Source organism: Oscillibacter sp. UBA6647 (assembly GCA_002455655.1).
Classification (GTDB): Bacteria; Bacillota; Clostridia; order Oscillospirales; family Oscillospiraceae; genus Oscillibacter.
This window is the reverse complement of record DKLF01000126.1, coordinates 1-17140: the sequence shown is the minus strand read 5'-3', so window position 1 is coordinate 17140 and position 17140 is coordinate 1. Positions and strand designations below refer to the sequence as shown.

The 17140-nt window shown below is 59.3% G+C and carries 16 protein-coding genes and 1 tRNA gene; 14 read left to right on the top strand and 3 right to left on the bottom strand.

Annotated elements, in window-relative coordinates:
* Window positions 1-26 precede the first annotated feature (26 nt).
* Window positions 27-875: a selenium-dependent molybdenum cofactor biosynthesis protein YqeB gene (gene yqeB, locus B2W96_RS09375; protein ID WP_293010026.1), complete on the bottom strand. Its 849-nt coding sequence runs from the start codon at window positions 873-875 to the stop codon at window positions 27-29.
* A gap of 27 nt (window positions 876-902) precedes the next feature.
* Window positions 903-1562, bottom strand: coding sequence for a selenium cofactor biosynthesis protein YqeC (yqeC, locus tag B2W96_RS09370; protein WP_293010025.1), 660 nt, complete (start codon window positions 1560-1562; stop codon window positions 903-905).
* Window positions 1563-1713: 151 nt separating this feature from the next.
* Between yqeC and moaA the strand changes: the two genes are divergently transcribed.
* From moaA to B2W96_RS09325, 9 genes are all read left to right on the top strand, one after another.
* Complete coding sequence (gene moaA, locus B2W96_RS09365) at window positions 1714-2658, top strand: GTP 3',8-cyclase MoaA (RefSeq protein ID WP_293010024.1); 945 nt, start codon at window positions 1714-1716, stop codon at window positions 2656-2658.
* A gap of 101 nt (window positions 2659-2759) precedes the next feature.
* A complete protein-coding gene (gene moaC / locus B2W96_RS09360; protein WP_293010023.1) occupies window positions 2760-3275 on the top strand; it encodes a cyclic pyranopterin monophosphate synthase MoaC in 516 nt (171 codons plus the stop codon).
* Window positions 3244-3687 carry an MOSC domain-containing protein gene (locus B2W96_RS09355; RefSeq protein WP_293010022.1) on the top strand — a complete coding sequence of 148 codons (444 nt, stop codon included), beginning with the start codon at window positions 3244-3246 and terminating at the stop codon, window positions 3685-3687. The genes moaC and B2W96_RS09355 overlap by 32 nt, the downstream gene beginning before the upstream one ends.
* Window positions 3684-4706 carry a molybdopterin-binding protein gene (locus tag B2W96_RS09350; RefSeq protein ID WP_293010021.1) on the top strand — a complete coding sequence of 341 codons (1023 nt, stop codon included), beginning with the start codon at window positions 3684-3686 and terminating at the stop codon, window positions 4704-4706. The genes B2W96_RS09355 and B2W96_RS09350 overlap by 4 nt, the downstream gene beginning before the upstream one ends.
* Window positions 4707-4867: 161 nt before the next feature.
* Window positions 4868-5743: a molybdate ABC transporter substrate-binding protein gene (modA, locus tag B2W96_RS09345; protein WP_293010020.1), complete on the top strand. Its 876-nt coding sequence runs from the start codon at window positions 4868-4870 to the stop codon at window positions 5741-5743.
* Between the two features lie 131 nt (window positions 5744-5874).
* A complete protein-coding gene (gene modB, locus B2W96_RS09340; RefSeq protein ID WP_293010019.1) occupies window positions 5875-6543 on the top strand; it encodes a molybdate ABC transporter permease subunit in 669 nt (222 codons plus the stop codon).
* Complete coding sequence (locus tag B2W96_RS09335) at window positions 6543-7589, top strand: sulfate/molybdate ABC transporter ATP-binding protein (protein ID WP_293010018.1); 1047 nt, start codon at window positions 6543-6545, stop codon at window positions 7587-7589. Before modB ends, B2W96_RS09335 begins: the two co-directional genes overlap by 1 nt.
* 43 nt (window positions 7590-7632) lie before the next feature.
* Window positions 7633-8133: a MogA/MoaB family molybdenum cofactor biosynthesis protein gene (locus B2W96_RS09330; RefSeq protein ID WP_293010017.1), complete on the top strand. Its 501-nt coding sequence runs from the start codon at window positions 7633-7635 to the stop codon at window positions 8131-8133.
* A gap of 242 nt (window positions 8134-8375) precedes the next feature.
* The gene (locus B2W96_RS09325) at window positions 8376-10415 is read left to right on the top strand and encodes a FapA family protein (protein ID WP_293010016.1); all 2040 of its coding nucleotides are present in this window, start codon (window positions 8376-8378) and stop codon (window positions 10413-10415) included.
* A 70-nt stretch (window positions 10416-10485) separates the two neighbouring features.
* Here the strand turns inward: B2W96_RS09325 and B2W96_RS09320 are convergent, their stop codons facing one another.
* Window positions 10486-10911: an RrF2 family transcriptional regulator gene (locus B2W96_RS09320; RefSeq protein WP_293010015.1), complete on the bottom strand. Its 426-nt coding sequence runs from the start codon at window positions 10909-10911 to the stop codon at window positions 10486-10488.
* A gap of 273 nt (window positions 10912-11184) precedes the next feature.
* On the opposite strand from B2W96_RS09320, the gene polA reads away from it, so the two are divergent.
* From polA to B2W96_RS09295, 5 genes are all read left to right on the top strand, one after another.
* Window positions 11185-13836 (top strand): DNA polymerase I, encoded by a 2652-nt coding sequence (gene polA, locus B2W96_RS09315; protein WP_293010014.1) that lies wholly within the window; start codon window positions 11185-11187, stop codon window positions 13834-13836.
* 45 nt (window positions 13837-13881) lie between these two features.
* Window positions 13882-14385, top strand: a complete 504-nt coding sequence (rimI, locus tag B2W96_RS09310) for a ribosomal protein S18-alanine N-acetyltransferase (RefSeq protein WP_293010013.1) — start codon at window positions 13882-13884, stop codon at window positions 14383-14385.
* Complete coding sequence (locus B2W96_RS09305) at window positions 14339-14932, top strand: GNAT family N-acetyltransferase (RefSeq protein ID WP_293010012.1); 594 nt, start codon at window positions 14339-14341, stop codon at window positions 14930-14932. The genes rimI and B2W96_RS09305 overlap by 47 nt, the downstream gene beginning before the upstream one ends.
* 24 nt (window positions 14933-14956) lie before the next feature.
* On the top strand, window positions 14957-15964 hold the full coding sequence (tsaD, locus tag B2W96_RS09300; protein ID WP_293010011.1) for a tRNA (adenosine(37)-N6)-threonylcarbamoyltransferase complex transferase subunit TsaD: 1008 nt from the start codon (window positions 14957-14959) through the stop codon (window positions 15962-15964).
* A gap of 922 nt (window positions 15965-16886) precedes the next feature.
* Window positions 16887-16961: transfer RNA gene (locus B2W96_RS09295), tRNA-Thr, on the top strand.
* Window positions 16962-17140 lie beyond the last annotated feature (179 nt).

The following is a 17140-nucleotide window of genomic DNA, read 5'->3' as shown; positions in this document are numbered from 1 at the left end:
CTTTACTCTGTTCGCAGACGACAGACTTATATCTCAAGATCCCCGGAAATGGTTTTCCCCGTCTCAAAGAACTGGGCAACCGAAACCTTCGATGCATTGGTCAGATGCAGCACGGCCTCCAGCACGCCTCCGCCCACCGCCAGCGCCTTGTCCGAGGCGGTAAAGCAATTGGCCTTTTTCCCCCGGGGGTCCACGTCTCCGGCCTTCATTCCCTTAAACACCGGTGTTTCGTCCGCCAGAATCCCCCGCAGCACACCGGTGAGAGTGCACCGCATGGGAAGCCCCTCCACCTCGGCGACAATGTCTCCCTCCTGCACCATGGCCCCGATATCCCGCAGTTGGTGAAACACGCCGTCTGCCGGGGCGCGGAGAACCCGCTCTCCGGAAAATCCGCCAATCAAGCCGGGAATCCCCGTGTTGGGCAGGGCGGAGCCTTGATAATACACGCGGCCAAGGGTGTGGCCCCGCATTGTCTCCACCACCGCGTGGCAGTCCACTCCCGCCGTAAAGCCGGGACCCACCGCCACCACCGCCGGGGCGTCGGTCAGCTTTGTCCCAAGATTTTTCTTTGCTAGAATCGCGTCCACCACCGCGTCGGGCCGCAGCTCCGGGATACATGTTCCCGCCGGGTCCGGCAAAACGGGGATCACGCCCTCTTCCAGCAGAATCAGCGCTTCCTCCGCCGTCTCAGCCCGGACAGCCGTCACATCCTCCACTTTGGTCCGGCCCAGCACGATGGCCTGGGAAAAGCAGACCGTCCGCCGGATAGCCGTGGGGCGCGGCAGGTCGGTCATCACCACCGCAAGGCCGCTGCGCCACAGGCGCAGGGCGATTCCCGTGGCGATATCCCCCGCACCTCGAATTACTGTCAGCATTGGTATCCTCCATTTCCGCAACAACGGTTAAAATATTTTTCCCAGCTTTAATGACCCGGCTACAGCGGGACAGTCCAGCAATCGGACCAATTCCCGTGCCTGAACCGCCGCCAACTCCGCCTGATTGACTAAAATCCCGGTGTGCAGCCCCTCCGCCCGCAGCACGGCGGCGGCAATCCGGGGCGTAACCAAGTCGTCCTCCCCCACACCCGCCAGCGCCGCGTAGCGCTCCGGCCTATGGGCCGCCTCCCGGATGGGCCTTCCAAAACCCGAGGCCCCCACCACGCAGATTGTCCGCTCCGCCTCCGGCGGAATCACCGGCTCGTGGGGCGCGTGGGCCTTGAGGGGCAGGTGGGCGGAGCCGTCGGCCTCCACCAGCACATAGTCAAACAGGGCTTTCAGCCGCGCCATGGGCACCGCCGGGGCGGTGAGCTTTCCATTATCCAGCAAAGTCCCCGCGCAAATCAGCCTGCCTTGCGCCCGTGCCGCCAGCAGCGGCGCTTCTCCCGGATCCGTCACACAGGGCAAATCGGAGAAAGGATAGATCTTTGCCGTGGCGCACAGCAGCACATTAAATCCGGCGGCTGCAATCGTTTCTCCCGCCGTGCGCAAAAGGGTGGTTTTCCCGCCGCCGCCGATCACGGCGGTGACGCCGGGACGCATCCCCAGCACCTGTGCCCACTCCATCCGCCTTCCCCCTTTTTCGTTCTTCTTTCAGAAGAATAACACATATGTATTCTTCCCGTCAAGGCGACAGAAAATCATCTTTTCTTGACTTCCTTTACAAAAAATGCTACACTGATTCCGTTCACCTTTATTTAGTATCACGGAGGTGCTTATGATCGACGGCTGCGGCCGCACAATCCGATATTTGCGGCTGTCGGTCACAGATTTGTGCAATTACCGCTGCCGCTACTGTATGCCGGAGGCGGGCGTTTACAAGCGTCCGCACCGGGAGATTCTGTCGGTAGAGGAGTGCGTGGAAATCGGACAGGCTGCAGTGAACTGCGGCGTGAAAAAAATTCGGCTCACCGGCGGTGAGCCCCTGGTTCGCGGCGGCATTTTGGAAATCTGCCGGGGCCTTTCCTCGATTGAAGGGCTGGAAGAGCTGTGCCTCACCACCAACGGCAGTCTCCTTCCGGAGCTGGCCGCACCCCTGCGGGATGCGGGCGTGGATCGCCTGAACGTCAGTGTGGACAGTCTTCGCCCCGAGCGTTTCTCTCATATCACCCGCCGGGGCCGTCTGGATGACACGCTGGCAGGTATCGCGGCGGCAGAGCGGGCAGGATTTACAAGGTTGAAGTGCAACGTGGTCCTGATGGGCGGCATGAACGACGACGAGATCGTCGACTTCGTGTCTCTGACGGAGCATAAGCCCTGGGAAATCCGCTTTATTGAGCTGATGCCTATGGGAGAGTGTGCCCAGTGGGAAAAAGGTCGATTTATCCCGGCGGAGACGGTGTTGGAAAAAGTCCCCGCCCTGCGGCCCCTCAAATCCTCCGGCACGGCGGCGCGCTACGGCGTGCCCGGCTGGGCCGGTACCGTGGGGCTGATTCGACCTATGAGCCACCGGTTTTGCGGCCTTTGCGACCGTATCCGCGTCACGGCGGACGGAAAGCTGAAACCCTGTCTTCACAGCGATGCTGAACTGCCGCTTCGCGGGCTTCACGGTCCGGAGCTGGAGGAAGCCATCCGGCGGGGCATTGCCCAAAAGCCGGAACGGCACCACCTGACGGAGGGCGGCAGCGACACTCTGAGGAATATGAACGAGATCGGCGGCTGAGCTTAGTCGCAAGCTCCGCTCCGTTTGCTTCCGGCTTTGCCGAAAGCGCACACAATGACTTTAAGATGCTTTGCATCTGCTATAAATTAAGAGGTAGACACATGGCACAGGAGTTGACCCATTTCAACGAGCAGGGCCGCGCCCACATGGTGGACGTGGGGTCGAAGCCCGTCACGGCGCGGGAAGCGCTGGCTGGCGGGGAAATTTTTGTTTCACCTGAGGTTTTGGAAAAAATCCGGGCCGGAACCATGAAAAAGGGCGATGTTCTGGCAGTGGCGCAGGTGGCCGGGATTATGGCTGCCAAGCGGACCTGGGAGCTGATTCCCATGTGCCACCCCCTGCCCCTGACGAAAATCGACATCTCCTTCCGTCTGGAAGACAGCCCCAGCCGGGTGGAAATTCTGGCCGCCGTCGCCTGCGGCGGGGTCACGGGCGTTGAAATGGAAGCGCTCACCGCCGTTTCAGCCACGGCGCTGACCATCTACGACATGTGCAAGGCCGTCCAAAAGGACATGCGCATTGGGAACATCCGTCTCTTAAAAAAGAGCGGAGGGAAAAGCGGCGACTACGCCGTGGAGGAAGCATATGGTGAAGGTAACATCCGTCAACATCAGTGAACAGAAAGGGACCCAGAAGCACCCTGTTTCCGAAATCCAATTAAAACTCCGTCATGGCATCGTAGGGGATGCCCACGCGGGTGACTGGCACCGTCAAATCAGCCTTTTGGCGGAGGAAAGCGTGGATTCTATGCGCGCCGCCAGCCCCATCCCGCTGGACGAGGGCGTTTTTGCGGAGAACATCAACACCGTGGGAATTGATTTAAAGCATCTGCCGGTGGGGACCCGCCTGCGCATTGGGGAAACCGAGGTGGAGGTCACTCAAATCGGCAAGGAGTGCCACAACGACTGCGCCATCAAGCAAGCCGTGGGCAAGTGCGTCATGCCCACCGAGGGAATTTTCGCCGTGGTGGTGCGAGAGGGAAGCGTCCGCGCCGGAGACGAGATTGAAATTCTGGAGGCGGGTGTATGAAACTTATTAAAACGAGAGAGGCCGTGGGCCACGTTCTGTGCCACGACCTGACCCAGATTATCCCCGGTGAATATAAGGGCGCCCGGTTCCGCAAGGGCCATGTGGTGGCGGAGGAGGACATTCCCGTGCTCCTTTCCATGGGCAAGGAAAATCTATACGTCTGGGAGCTGAATGCAGGGATGCTCCACGAGGACGACGCGGCCTTGCGGCTGTGCGGCCTGTCCATGGGGCAGAACATTCGCCGGACAGAGGACATTAAAGAGGGCAAAATTGAGCTGTTCGCAGAGTGTGACGGCTATTTTACCGTGGACGCTGAGCGGCTTTTCGCCGTGAACTCCGTCCCCGACGTGATGCTGGCCACCCGCAAGGGCGGCACGGCGGTGCGCTCCGGGGACAAGCTGGCGGGCATGCGGGTCATTCCCCTGATTGTGCCGGAGTCTACGCTGGAGGACGCGGAAGCGGCGGCAGGTCCCGCGCCCATTTTGAACGTTCACCCTTACAAGCTGAAAACCGCAGGCATTGTCACCACCGGCGGCGAGGTGAAAAGCGGCCTGATTGAGGACCGGTTTACCCCGGCTGTGAAAAAGAAGCTGGCGGGCGTGGGCATTGAAACCGTCGCCCAGATTTTTTCCGGCGACGGCGTGGAACATGTGTCCGCCGCGATTGGTGAGGTGCGCGCACAGGGCGTGGATCTGGTGCTGTGTACCGGCGGCATGAGCGTGGACCCCGACGACAACACTCCCGGCGGCATTCGGGCGGCTGGCGCGGAAATCGTCACTTATGGCGCGCCCGTCCTGCCCGGCGCTATGTTTCTTTTGGGCTATTTTTCAGACGGAGTGCCCATCATGGGCCTGCCCGGCTGCGTGATGTTTGCGGGCGCCACGGTGTTCGATCTGGTGCTTCCCCGCGTGGCGGCGGGTATCCCCGTCACCCGGCCTGACATTGTGGCCCTTGGCAACGGCGGCTTGTGCCTTGGCTGCAAGCCCTGCCACTGGCCCATTTGTCCCTTCGGCAAATAAAGGCGTTTCGCGCCCACAGGGGCGCGTTCCCTTTTCATTTCGTTGACCTCAATTGAGTATCACGATCTGTAATCTCCCTTGGGAGTTCAGAAATACAGCGTCCTTCGGGGCGCAGCCCCTGGCGGCGGTGCCGCCGAGATATGAAAGGAAGGTTTGTACACATGAAAAAAGTTCTTGCACTCACATTGGCCATGGCGATGGCCTTGGCTCTGGCCGCTTGCGGCTCCACCGGCGGCTCCGGCTCCGGTTCCGCTCCCGCGGGTTCTTCCGTCGCTGGCTCCGCCCCTGCCGGCGAGCCGGTGGAAATCACCGTCTTTGCCGCCGCGTCCATGACGGAGACGGTCGATCAGATTATCGAAGCCTACAAGACCGTGGCGCCCAACGTCACTGTCATCCCCACCTACGAATCCTCCGGCACCCTGCTGACCCAGATCAAGGAGGGCGCAGACTGCGACCTGTTCATTTCCGCCGCGCAGAAGCAGATGAACGCGCTGGACGGCTCTTTGAAGGACGATGCCGAGAAGAATCCCGACGGTCTGGACATGATCGACACCGCCACTCGCATCAACCTGCTGGAGAACAAGGTGACGCTGGTGGTTCCCGAGGGCAACCCCAAAGGCATCGAGAGTTTTGACCAGCTTGCCGAGCACCTGAAGGCCGGCGATATCCTGATGGCCATGGGCAACAGCGACGTGCCTGTGGGCCAGTACACCCAGAAGATTCTGGCCTTCTATCAGTTGGATGAAGCCGCTTTGAACACCGCCGGTGTGCTTACTTACGGCTCCAACGTGAAGGAAGTCACCACTCAGGTTTCCGAGGCTTCTGTTGACTGCGGCGTGATCTACGCCACCGACGCGTACTCCGCCGGTCTTACCGTGGTGGACAGCGCCACCGCCGAGATGTGCGGTCAGGTGATTTATCCCGCCGCCGTACTCTCCGGCTCTCAGCACGCCGCTGAGGCGAAGGCATTCCTGGACTATCTCTCCACTCCCGAGACCATGGCCATTTTTGAGGCCGTGGGCTTCTCCGCCGCATAATTTACGCAAGACTTCCGGGCGGCGCGGGGACAACAGTTTCCCCGCGCCGCTCTCCAACGTTTCTTGTCCCTGCACTTTTTCCCCGGCACGTTGAAAGCCTTTGCGGGAGCCTCCCGCAGAAAGGAGCTCCCATGGACTGGTATCCTCTCTATAACTCGTTGAGAATTTCCGCCATCTCCACCGTTGCGGTGTTTTTTCTGGGCCTGCTGGCCGCGTATTACATCGCCCGTCTGCCTCGGCTTATAAAGGGCGTTTTGGACGTGGTGCTGACGCTGCCCCTGGTCCTTCCCCCCACGGTGGTGGGCTATCTGCTGCTGCGCCTGCTGGGACCCAACCGGGTTTTGGGAAGCTGGGTGCTGGAGCAGTTTGGCGTGAAAATGGTGATGACTTGGTGGAGCGCCATTTTTGCAACCGTCGTGGTGGCATTCCCCCTGATGTACCGTACTGCCCGGGGAGCCTTTGAATCCTTTGACGAGACGCTGGCAGACGCGGGGCGGACGCTGGGTCTTTCAGGCAGCTACATTTTCTGGCGGGTGCGGATGCCCTTTTGCAAGCAGGGGATTCTGGCGGGAACCGTGCTGGCCTTCGCCCGGGCGCTGGGAGAATACGGGGCAACGTCCATGATTGCGGGCTATACTCCGGGCCGCACCGCCACCATTTCCACCACCGTCTATCAGCTCTGGCGCACGGGGGACGACGCGGGCGCCACCCGATGGGTGCTGGTGAATCTTGCCATCTCCGCCGTGGTGCTGCTGGCGGTGAACCTTCTGGAATCCCGGCAGAGAGGGGGAAAACGCTGATGCTTCGTGTGGATATCCGCAAGCGGCTGGGGTCCTTTTCTCTGGATACGCAATTGACCGCAGAAAATGGGACGCTTGCGCTGCTGGGGGCTTCCGGCTGCGGAAAATCCGTGACGCTTAAATGCATCGCGGGTATTCTCCGTCCCGACGAAGGCCGCATCGAGCTGGACGGGCGGGTGCTGTTTGACAGCGCCGCCAAAATCGACCTTCCGCCCCAGCGGCGGGAGGTGGGGTATCTCTTCCAGCAGTATGCTCTGTTCCCCAACATGACCGCCGCGCAGAACATCGCCGTGGCGGTGAAGGATAAGGCAAACCGGGACCGTGCAGTTGCCGAAAAGCTGCGCCAGTTCCGGCTGGAGGATGTGGCCGCAAAGCGCCCCTCCGCCCTTTCGGGCGGGCAGCAGCAGCGCACGGCGCTGGCCCGCATTCTGGCCTCTCAGCCCCGGGCGATTCTGCTGGACGAGCCCTTTTCCGCGCTGGACAGCTATCTCAAATACCAGTTGGAGCTGGAACTGGCGGAAACCCTCGCCGCCTTCCAAGGCTCGATCCTGTGGGTCACCCACGACCGGGGCGAGGCCTGGCGCAACTGCCACAAGGTCTGCGTAATGAATAACGGAAAAGGCCAGACCGTACAAACGCTGGAGGAGCTGTTCCGCTCCCCCGGCACCGAGTCCGCCGCCCGGCTCTCCGGCTGTAAGAACTTCACCGCCGCCGTTCCCGGAGACGGAACGGTTCTCCTGCCCGAATGGGGAGTAAACCTTCGCTGCGGCCGCAGCGTTCCTCCGGAGACAAGCGTGGCGGGCATTCGGTCCCATCACGTCCGGTTCGCCGCCGAAGGTGCAGAAAACGCTTTCTCCTGCACCGTGGCAAACGTGATTGACGATGTATTTGAAACCATCGTGCTGCTGCGCCCTCTCGGCGCCGCGCAGGATGCGCCGCTGCTGCGAATGGAGCTTGACAAAGCCGCGTGGGCGGCGCATGATGAAAAAAACACCGTCGCCGTGTCCGTCAGACCGGAGGATATTCTGCTTCTGCAAAAAGCCTGAAGCCGATGCATTTTGCGCACCATGCGCCACAAGGAGGAGTTTGATGAACTGGAAAGCCGCTGTTTTAACCGTCAGCGACCGAAGCTTTCGCGGGGAGCGCCCCGACGAAGGCGGTCCGCTGATTTCCGCAATGCTGAAAGACGCTGGGTATGAGGTCCTGCGAACCGGCATAGTTCCGGACGAGCAGGAGGAAATTGCCCGCTTGCTGCGGGAGTGGACAGACGCGGGAGACGTACGCCTGATTCTCACCACCGGGGGCACCGGCTTCTCCCCCCGGGACGTAACGCCCGAGGCCACTCTCTCCGTCTGCGACCGCCCCACGCCCGGCATTCCAGAGGCCATGCGGTATGCGTCCATGGCCATTACGCCCCGGGGCATGCTGTCCCGGGCGGCGGCTGGCATCCGGGGCGGAACCCTGATTGTAAACCTCCCCGGCAGCCCCAAAGCCGCAAAGGAAAATCTGGGATCCGTCCTGCCCACGCTGGATCACGGGCTGCAAATGCTCTCCGGTGAAGAGGCGGACTGCGCCAAACTGAAGGATTGAAGAAAAACGGCCCCGCCGGGAATCGGCGGGGCCGTTTGCGCGCTCATCAAACCAGAAAACCAATAAAGTTCCATTTTTTACTAGCTTAGCACGGTAATCCATTTGACCTCGGAAACATTTTGTGGTAGAATTATACCGAATTGTGTGATTCTGTAACATTTTTCTTTGTGAATATGAACACACAGCCGTTTCCCCACAGCGTAATTCGGGGCGACGCAGATGAAAAAACGGGAGTGATCATGATGTCGGAAAGCAGCGCTGGGAAATTTAAAAGGTTTTTTGGCGGCTTTGGCGCACGCGACAAAAGCCGTGACGAGCAGCCGACGGAGACGGGCCCCGACGAGCAACTGCCAGAGACGAGTCTTGACGAACAGATGCCAGAGACGAGTCTTGACGAACAGATGCCAGAGACGAGTCGCGACAAGCAGGTTTCCCCGGCGCAGCCTACGGCGCCGCAGGCGGCTCCTTCAGAGCCGTCGCCGCCCGCCATCGAAGAGGATGCTATCCCTATCCCGCTGGACAGCCCGCTGGCGGAGATCTGGAAAAAATGGGGCCAGCCGGGGCTGCCCGCGCTGTCGTCCCTGGCCCCGGCGCAGGGCGGTCTGGACATCCCTTCAAAGGCCATGAAAACAAGCGCGATCCGGATCTTGAGGGAGTTGCTTCCTCTGGCCCAGCGCTGGCTGACGATGGAGCGAGTGTTTACCCAGGCCCGCGCAGCGCAGGAAGCGCAGAACCGTGCCGCGGCACAGGCAGCCTCCGTCAAATCGGATGAGTCTTCTTCCGCTGCGTCTGGCGGGGAAGATCCCATTCCTTCCCCCTCGGAAGGAGAAACCGCTGCGCCCGGAGGAGAATCCCCCGCTTCTTTCGCACCCGACGGAGAAGCGCCTGTCCCCATCCCCGTCGAGCCCCCGGATGTGGACGAAATGGCGCAGGTCATTCTCTCTGAGGACGGCATGGCGGCGTGGCTGTTTTTGCTGCCCCCCAGCGGAAAAGGTAAGCGACTTACCGTGGCCGACGGACAGGCTCTGCTGCGGGAGGCTCATGTCACCTTTGGCGTGGACCAGCGCTCCCTGTTCTCTATCTTTACAAAAAAGCCCTATTTCAGCCTGTGTCCCGTGGCCCGGGGAACTCTTCCCATGGAGGGGAAGGACGGCTGGACGAAGGAGCATTTCCCCCGTGATTTCTCCCGCTTTACAGGCAATGAGGACGGCGGCACCGTGGACTATCGCGCCCAAACCTGCGTGCAGGTCATCGAAAAGGGCACGGTCATCTGCGACATTTACCCGCCCACGGAGGGTGTCGCCGGAACGCGGGTGGACGGTGTGGCCGTTCCTCCCAAGGCGGTGAATCCCGCTCCGGTCCCCGCAGGAAGCAGCACCGTCCTCAGCGAGGACGGCACAAAGCTCCTTGCCGACATGGATGGCTTCCTGGACTTTCGGGACGGCAAGTTCCATGTCAAGAACATTTTGAATATCACCTCTGACGTGGACTATTCCACAGGAAATATTGATTTTCGCGGTGACGTGACTATTCAGGGCGACGTGCGGGAGCAGTTTTCTGTAAAGGCCACGGGCAGTATTTCCATCAGCGGCATGGTGGAAGCCGCCTCTGTGGAGGCGGGAGGCGACGTGGTGATCTCCGCGGGCGTTTCCGGAAACAATCAGGCCGTCATCCGGGGAAAGAATGTGCGGGCAAGGCATCTTGAAAACTGCACGGTTTACGCGGAGTGTCTGGAATCGGACTACATTCTTACCTCCCGTATTTTTTGCAGCGATTCCGTGGTGGCCGCAGGCAGCCGGGGCAGCATTATTGGCGGGCAGGTGGTGGCCGTCAATCGCATCAAGGCCAACTCCATTGGTTCCCAGTCTGGACGGAGCACGGAAATTACGCTGGGCGTTCAGCCCGAAATCCGGGAGGAGCTGCACACAAACCGGAAGGAGCTTGCGTCTCTGCGGGACAAAGCCTCAGAACTGCTCAAGCGCGCCATGTACCTGAAAAAACGGATGGAGGAACAGGGCCATGAGGACCGCCGCTCCGCCGCGGAAATTCAGGCGGCTCACGGCAGCCTGGTTCAGATGACCGAGCGGGAAAAATCCTTGCTGGCCCGTCAGCAGGAGTTGACGGAAGCGTTGAGCCAGCTCCATCGGTGTCGTCTTGAGGGCGGCACGGTCTATCCGGGCGTGCGGCTGACCATCGGCAGCGCCATCCGAAATATCGAAACCGTCGCCCACAACTGCACCGCCGTGTTTGGCACGGAGGAAATGGACATCAAATTTGTCTGACAGCGCGGATATACAGCAGCAGCCTGCCGAATGCGTCCGGCAGGCTGCTGCTTTCTTTTTTACGCTGTTTTCAAAATTGTGACTTGCGCTCTTCCGCCGCAACCAGATCCGCCAGAGAAAACTTGTCGATATAACGGTTGATCTCCGCGTACAGTCCGGACCAGAAATCCACTGTCCCGCACTGGCTGCACCGCTCGCACAGGTTTTCATCATCCTCCAGACAGGACACCGGGGCAAGGCTGCCCTCCGTCAGACGGAGAATCTCCCCCACCGTATAATTTTCCGGCGCGCGGGAAAGGCGATAGCCGCCCTGTGGACCCCGGACGCTGCGGACAAATCCCGCCTTGCCCAAAAGTCCCACAATCTGCTCCAGGTATTTCAGCGAAATCTCCTGCCGCTCCGCCACGTCCTTCAACGCCACCGGATCACTGCCCGGGCGGCAGGCAAGATCCATCATCAGCCGCAGCGCATAGCGACCCTTTGTAGATATTCTCATAGCATACCTCCCGTCTTTCTCCTATTTTGCCATAGGAATTATGGGATTTCAAGAGTATTTTCCCTTTTTTGCGTTTTTGGAGAAAATGAGCCCTGTTCCTTACTCTGTTTTCTCCGGCTGCACAGGCCGCAAAAGGTTCTTTTTACGGTGTTTTTTCTCTCGAGGAAAGCTCATAACGGTTGCCACTATGGGTAAAATGCGGTATACTATGGTTTTAGACAGCTTCGGCGCGCAAAGCGCGGCCGTAAATTTAAAAGAGCGGAGGCCCCCTCTATGAAGCTCATGGCCATCGACGGCAACAGCATTTTAAACCGCGCCTATTACGGCATCCGCCCCCTCACCACACGGGACGGGCTGTACACCCACGCGATTTACGGATTTCTGACCACGCTTCTGCGTCTGCGGGACGAGGAAAAGCCCGACGCGGTCTGCGTCGCCTTCGACCTCCACGCCCCCACCTTCCGCCACAAGGCGGACGAAAACTACAAGGCCACCCGCAAGCCCATGCCGGAGGAGCTCAAAATGCAGGTTCCGGTTTTAAAAGAGGTTCTGGACGCGCTGAACATCCCCCGCTATGAAGCGGAGGGCTGGGAGGCGGACGACTGGCTGGGCGTCATGTCCCGTCGGTGCGAGGCCGCGGGTTGGGACTGCGTGGTGGTGACGGGGGACAAGGACTCCCTCCAGCTTATCACGGAAACCACGAAAGTGAAGCTGGTTTCCACCCGCATGGGCCAGACCACCACCAAAGACATGACTCCGGGAGCTTTCCGTGAGGAATACGGCTTCGACCCCATTCACATGATTGATTTAAAGGCCCTGATGGGCGACAGCTCCGACAACATCCCGGGCGTTCCCGGCGTGGGCGAAAAGACCGCTATGGCCCTGATTCAAAAATACGGCTCCATCGACACGATTTACGAAAAGCTGCCGGAGATTGAGGCAAAGCCCGCTGCCCTGAAGCGGCTGACGGAGGGGGAAGAATCCGCCCGCCACTCCTATTGGCTGGCCACCATCGCAACAGACGCGCCGCTGGACTTTGACCCGGCGGCAAACGCGGCAAAGACTCCGGGACCCGACGCCTATCCCCTGTTTTTAAAGCTGGAATTTTCCAAGCTCATTGAGCGGTTCGGCCTCCGGCAGGACACTCCCGCCCCAGCAGAGAACGAAACCGCCTTTACCGTCACAGTGGAACAAGTGGAAACCCCCGTCAAGGCGGGAGAGCTGCTGGAGCTTTGGCACTGCGCGGACCATGTGTCCCTGCTAGCCCTGCCGGACCTCACCGGAGTGGTCGTCTGCTGCGAGACGGGGGGTGACACCGCCGTGACGGCGGAGCTGTTTTTCGACCGCTATCAGGGAAACTGGAACGTGCTCCTCTCTTCCCTGTTCTCCGGCAGCATCAGGAAAGTCTCTCACAACGTAAAGGATTTGATGCGACTGCTGCTGGCAAACGGCCTGCCCGCCGAGGGCTTTATCTTTGACACTGCGCTGGCGGCCTATCTGCTGGACGCCACCGCCGGGAGCTATGACTTGGGACGGCTGTTTGTCTCCTATTTCAACGAGGAGCTGCCAAAGCCCCTGCATCTGGACCCCGACGCCTTTGCTCTTTTGGGGGACCGGACATCCGCAGAAGCAGCCTTTTGCAGCCATGCCTCCGCGGTGGACGCGCTGTATTCCGCGCTGGAGGCAAAGCTTAAGGAGCGGGGACAGTGGGATCTGTTTGAGGACATCGAGCTTCCTTTGTGCCGCTGCCTTGCGGAGATGGAGCTGGCAGGCTGCCGCGTGGACGCCAAGGCCCTGTCCGATTTCGGCGGACTGTTGAGCCGACGGGCGGAGGAGCTGGAAGCCGACATCTACCGACTGGCGGACGGGGAATTTAACATCAACTCCCCCAAGCAGTTGGGCGAGGTGCTCTTCGACCGTCTGGGCCTGTCCCATGGAAAAAAGACGAAAACCGGCTGGTCCACCAACGCCGACGTGCTGGAAAAACTGCGGGGAGAGCATCCGGTTGCGGACGCGGTGCTGGAATACCGCCAGCTTACGAAGCTGAAATCCACCTATGCCGACGGGCTTTTAAAAGCGCTGGACCCGGACGGACGGGTGCGCACCAACTTCCAGATGACCGTCACCGCCACCGGGCGGCTGTCCTCCACAGAGCCAAACCTGCAAAATATCCCCACCCGGACAGACCTTGGCAGCGAAATCCGCCGGATGTTCGTCCCTGAGGCGGGCAACGTGCTGGTGGACGCGGACTATTCCCAGATTGAGCTGCGCCTTTTGGCCCACATCTCCGGCGATGAGGGAATGCGTACCGCCTTCCTCTCCGGGGGAGATTTTCACGCGGAAACTGCCTCCCGCGTTTTCGGCGTGGACCGGAAGGACGTGACCCACGAGATGCGCCGCCGGGCCAAGGCCGTGAACTTCGGCATTGTATACGGCATTTCCGCCTTCTCCCTCAGTCAGGACATCGGCACCACCCAGAAGGAAGCCAAGGCGTATATGGACGCGTACTTTGCCACCTTCCCCGGGGTGCGGGCCTATATGGACCATGTGGTGGAGCAGGCCCGAGCGGACGGCTATGTGGAAACACTGTATCGCCGCCGCCGGGATTTGCCGGAGCTTTCCTCCAGCAACTTCAACCTCCGCTCCTTCGGTGAGCGAGTGGCGCTGAACATGCCCATTCAGGGCACGGCTGCGGACATCATGAAGCTGGCCATGATTGCCGTGTGGAAGCGGCTGAAGGCGGAGCTGCCCCAGGCGCGGCTGGTGCTTCAGGTTCACGATGAACTGATTGTGGAGTGTCCCGCAGCCGACGCGGAAAAAGCCTCTGCTCTGCTGAAAGAGGAGATGGAGGGCGTGGCGCAGTTGTCCGTTCCCCTCACCGCCGACGCCCACTGGGGCAAAAACTGGCTGGAGGCCAAGGGCTGAGGGACGCAGGTCCCGGCCCGATGCATTGAATAAGGAGAACCTTCTATGGAACAGAAAAAGCAGGTGCGCATCGTCCCCATGTCCCCCGAACATCTGGACGAGATCGCGGCGCTGGAAAAGGTATGCTTTTCCGCCCCTTGGTCCCGGAACATGCTGGCGGAGGAGCTGGACAACGCCTGCTCCGCCTTCCTCACCGCGCTGGACGAATCCGACCGGGTGGTGGGCTACGCAGGGTTGCAGGTGATTTTGGACGAGGGGTATATCACTAACGTGGCCGTCCGGCCGGAGGACCGGCAAAAGGGCGTGGCCGCCCAGCTTTTGCAGGTGTTTATCAATTTTGCAAAGGGAAACCGCCTGTCGTTTTTAACGCTGGAGGTCCGCCCAAGCAACACGGCGGCCATCGTGCTCTACGGACACCACGGCTTTCGCACCGTGGGGCGGCGAAAAAATTACTATGAGCTTCCAAAAGAGGACGCGCTCATCATGAAATTGGAGTTTGACTATGGAACTGAGAACCGCGACGCTCCCGGAGCTGAAGACGGTCTATGAAACCCTTTTGCGCCCCGCCTTCCCGCCTGCGGAGCTAAAGCCCCTGCGGGCCATGACGGAGATGCTGGAGGACGGGTGCTACGACCCACTGGTATTGGTGGAGGACGGCGAAATCACAGGCGCCTGCTTTTTGTGGATGGGCGTGCCCGGCTGGACGCTGTTGGATTATCTGTGCGTCTCCCCCACCCGGCGCGGCGGCGGCGCAGGCGGAGAGATTCTGCGATTGATGCAGGAGCTGTACGCGGGATGGGTAATTCTCGCGGAGTCGGAGTCTCCTGCGGAGGCCCCGGATACCGCCATGGCAAAACGGCGGCTGGACTTCTACGCCCGAAACCGCGCCCTTCTGGCGGGCTATGACTCCGAGGCCTTCGGCGTGCGCTACAAAACCCTTTACTGGGCCGACGGACCGATCAGTAACGGGGAATTGATGCTTCAGCACCGCTTTATTTACGAGAGCCGCTTTGGAGCAGAAAAATACGCAAAATACATGCGCATTCCCCTGAATCCGGACGCCCCCCCTCTGCCGGTGGTGCCCTGGGACCAGTAAACCCTGCTGAAAAGAGAGGAACCAATGAACATTCTGGCTTTTGAATCCACCTGCGACGAAACCGCCGTGGCGGTGGTGGCGGACGGACGGCGGGTGCTGTCCGATGTAATTGCCTCACAGGCTGAAATGCACGCGCTATACGGCGGCGTGGTCCCCGAGCTTGCCTCCCGCAAGCATGTGGAAGTCATCGCCGCCCTGACCGAACAGGCCTTACGTGAAGCCGGCTGCGGGCGGGACGACATTGATGCAGTGGCCGTGGCCTATGCGCCGGGACTGATCGGCGCGGTGCTAGTGGGGCTGAGCTTTGCCAAGTCCGTTGCCTTCGCCTGGGGCAAGCCCCTGATTCCCGTCCACCACATCCGCGCCCACATCGCCGCCAACTATTTGGCCTTTCCGGAGCTGGAGCCGCCCTTTGTGGCCCTCGCCATCTCCGGGGGCAATACGCTGATTGCCGATGTGCGGGACTATACCGACTTGCGCATTCTCGGCGCCACCCGGGATGACGCCGCCGGAGAGTGCTTTGACAAGGCCGCCCGGGTTCTGGGCTTGCCCTACCCCGGCGGAAAGCCGATGGATGAGCTGGCCCGGCAGTCTCAGGGAGGCGTATACTCCCTTCCCCGCGCCCATGTGGACGGCGCGGAGCTGGATATGAGCTTTTCCGGGCTGAAAACCGCGGTGGTAAATCTGGCCCACCGCGCCGAGCAGTCCGGCCAGCCCTTGGACCGGGCCGCGCTGGCCCGGGACTTTACAAACGCCGTCAGCGGTGAGCTGGTTCCCCGCGCTATGCGCGCGCTGGCACTGACAGGGCACAAGGCCCTGTGCGCCGCCGGGGGCGTGGCGGCCAACTCCGTTATCCGCGCGAACTTGGAGGCTGCCTGCAAAGAAGCGGGCTGCAAGCTTTATTTGCCTCCCCTGCGCCTTTGCGGAGACAACGGTGCGATGATCGGCGCCCAAGGATATTACGAGTTCCGGGCAGGATGCAGGGCAGGCATGGACCTGAACGCCTATGCCACCCGTGCGCTGGACGCCTGATCCGAAAGCCCCGGCTTTTCGCCGATAACCTCCGCTCATGTTCCACCGCCGCCGGACAGTCGTCCGGCGGCTTTTTTCTGGCTTCTCCAATATACAGCCTTTCCATGAATACCCGTGCATTCACCGGTCGCGTCTGTAAAGGGAGTCAACTTTCTCTTTTGCATGGCACGTTTTTTTTCTATCAGTTTCAAAAAATGCTTTTGAAATTTTTAGAGTTGATGTAGAAATTTTCGAGCTCATAAGTATTATGTAAATCATTTTTGGATTTCAAAACTCTCCTAATTGTGCATTGCTGTTTTTTCATTTTTATTTAATTTTACAATTTTCATTGATATCAAAGGAATTTTTCATTGTTGAAAACCCTGTGGAAAATGTGGATAACTTTTTGTAGTCAGAAGTTATAGTATGACTTATGTAAATTTTTATTTTTTTAAGGAAAGCGTGTTTCTTGTTTTTCTTCTATGTTTTTTTGGTCTGTCAATGGCGAATTTAAGTGTTTTTTGCAAAATGCAGGCATGCTCTTGGCCGCGCTGCTATCCCGATGGTCAAATCGCCCATTGAGTTTCGCACCATTTCCTGCAAAAATTACAATTCGTATTATTCGGTTCTGTTTTTGATATTCATTCTTAACAGTATCTTCTCCGTTTTCTTTTAAAAGCTTTCGGAGAATTGTGTTGACGCTCCTGCAAAAATGTGCTATTCTACATTAGGTTCTGCATTTCGCCATCTGGTAGCTTTATGTAACTTGTGCAGTGGCGGGCGGTCAATTCAGATGTTGCAGCCAGTCGCCTATTGGAGTAAATGTCGGGATGGCGCAGCGGTAGAATAGCTCATTCGCAATCAGCAGTTTGCCGGTTGTTGCTAAGGTAGTATCGTTAGAGCAAAGAAAAATTCCAAGTGCCGAGTAGCAAAAATGAAATATGCTTGTGTGGCTCAATGGCAGAGCAGCTCATTCGTAATGAGCAGGTTGTCGGTTCGATTCCGACCACAAGCTCCAAAGAGAACAGGATTGTTTTTTACGAAAGTAAAAGGCGATCCTGTTTATTTTTTGCCTTAAAGTCAATGAAAATAGGGGTGAAATGAGTGTTTGACCCTGAAGATGACCATATAAAGGTAGTGTCAAAGGTTATGCGCAAATTAGTTTGCAGTCTTATGTAATGTCTGCTGAATAATGCC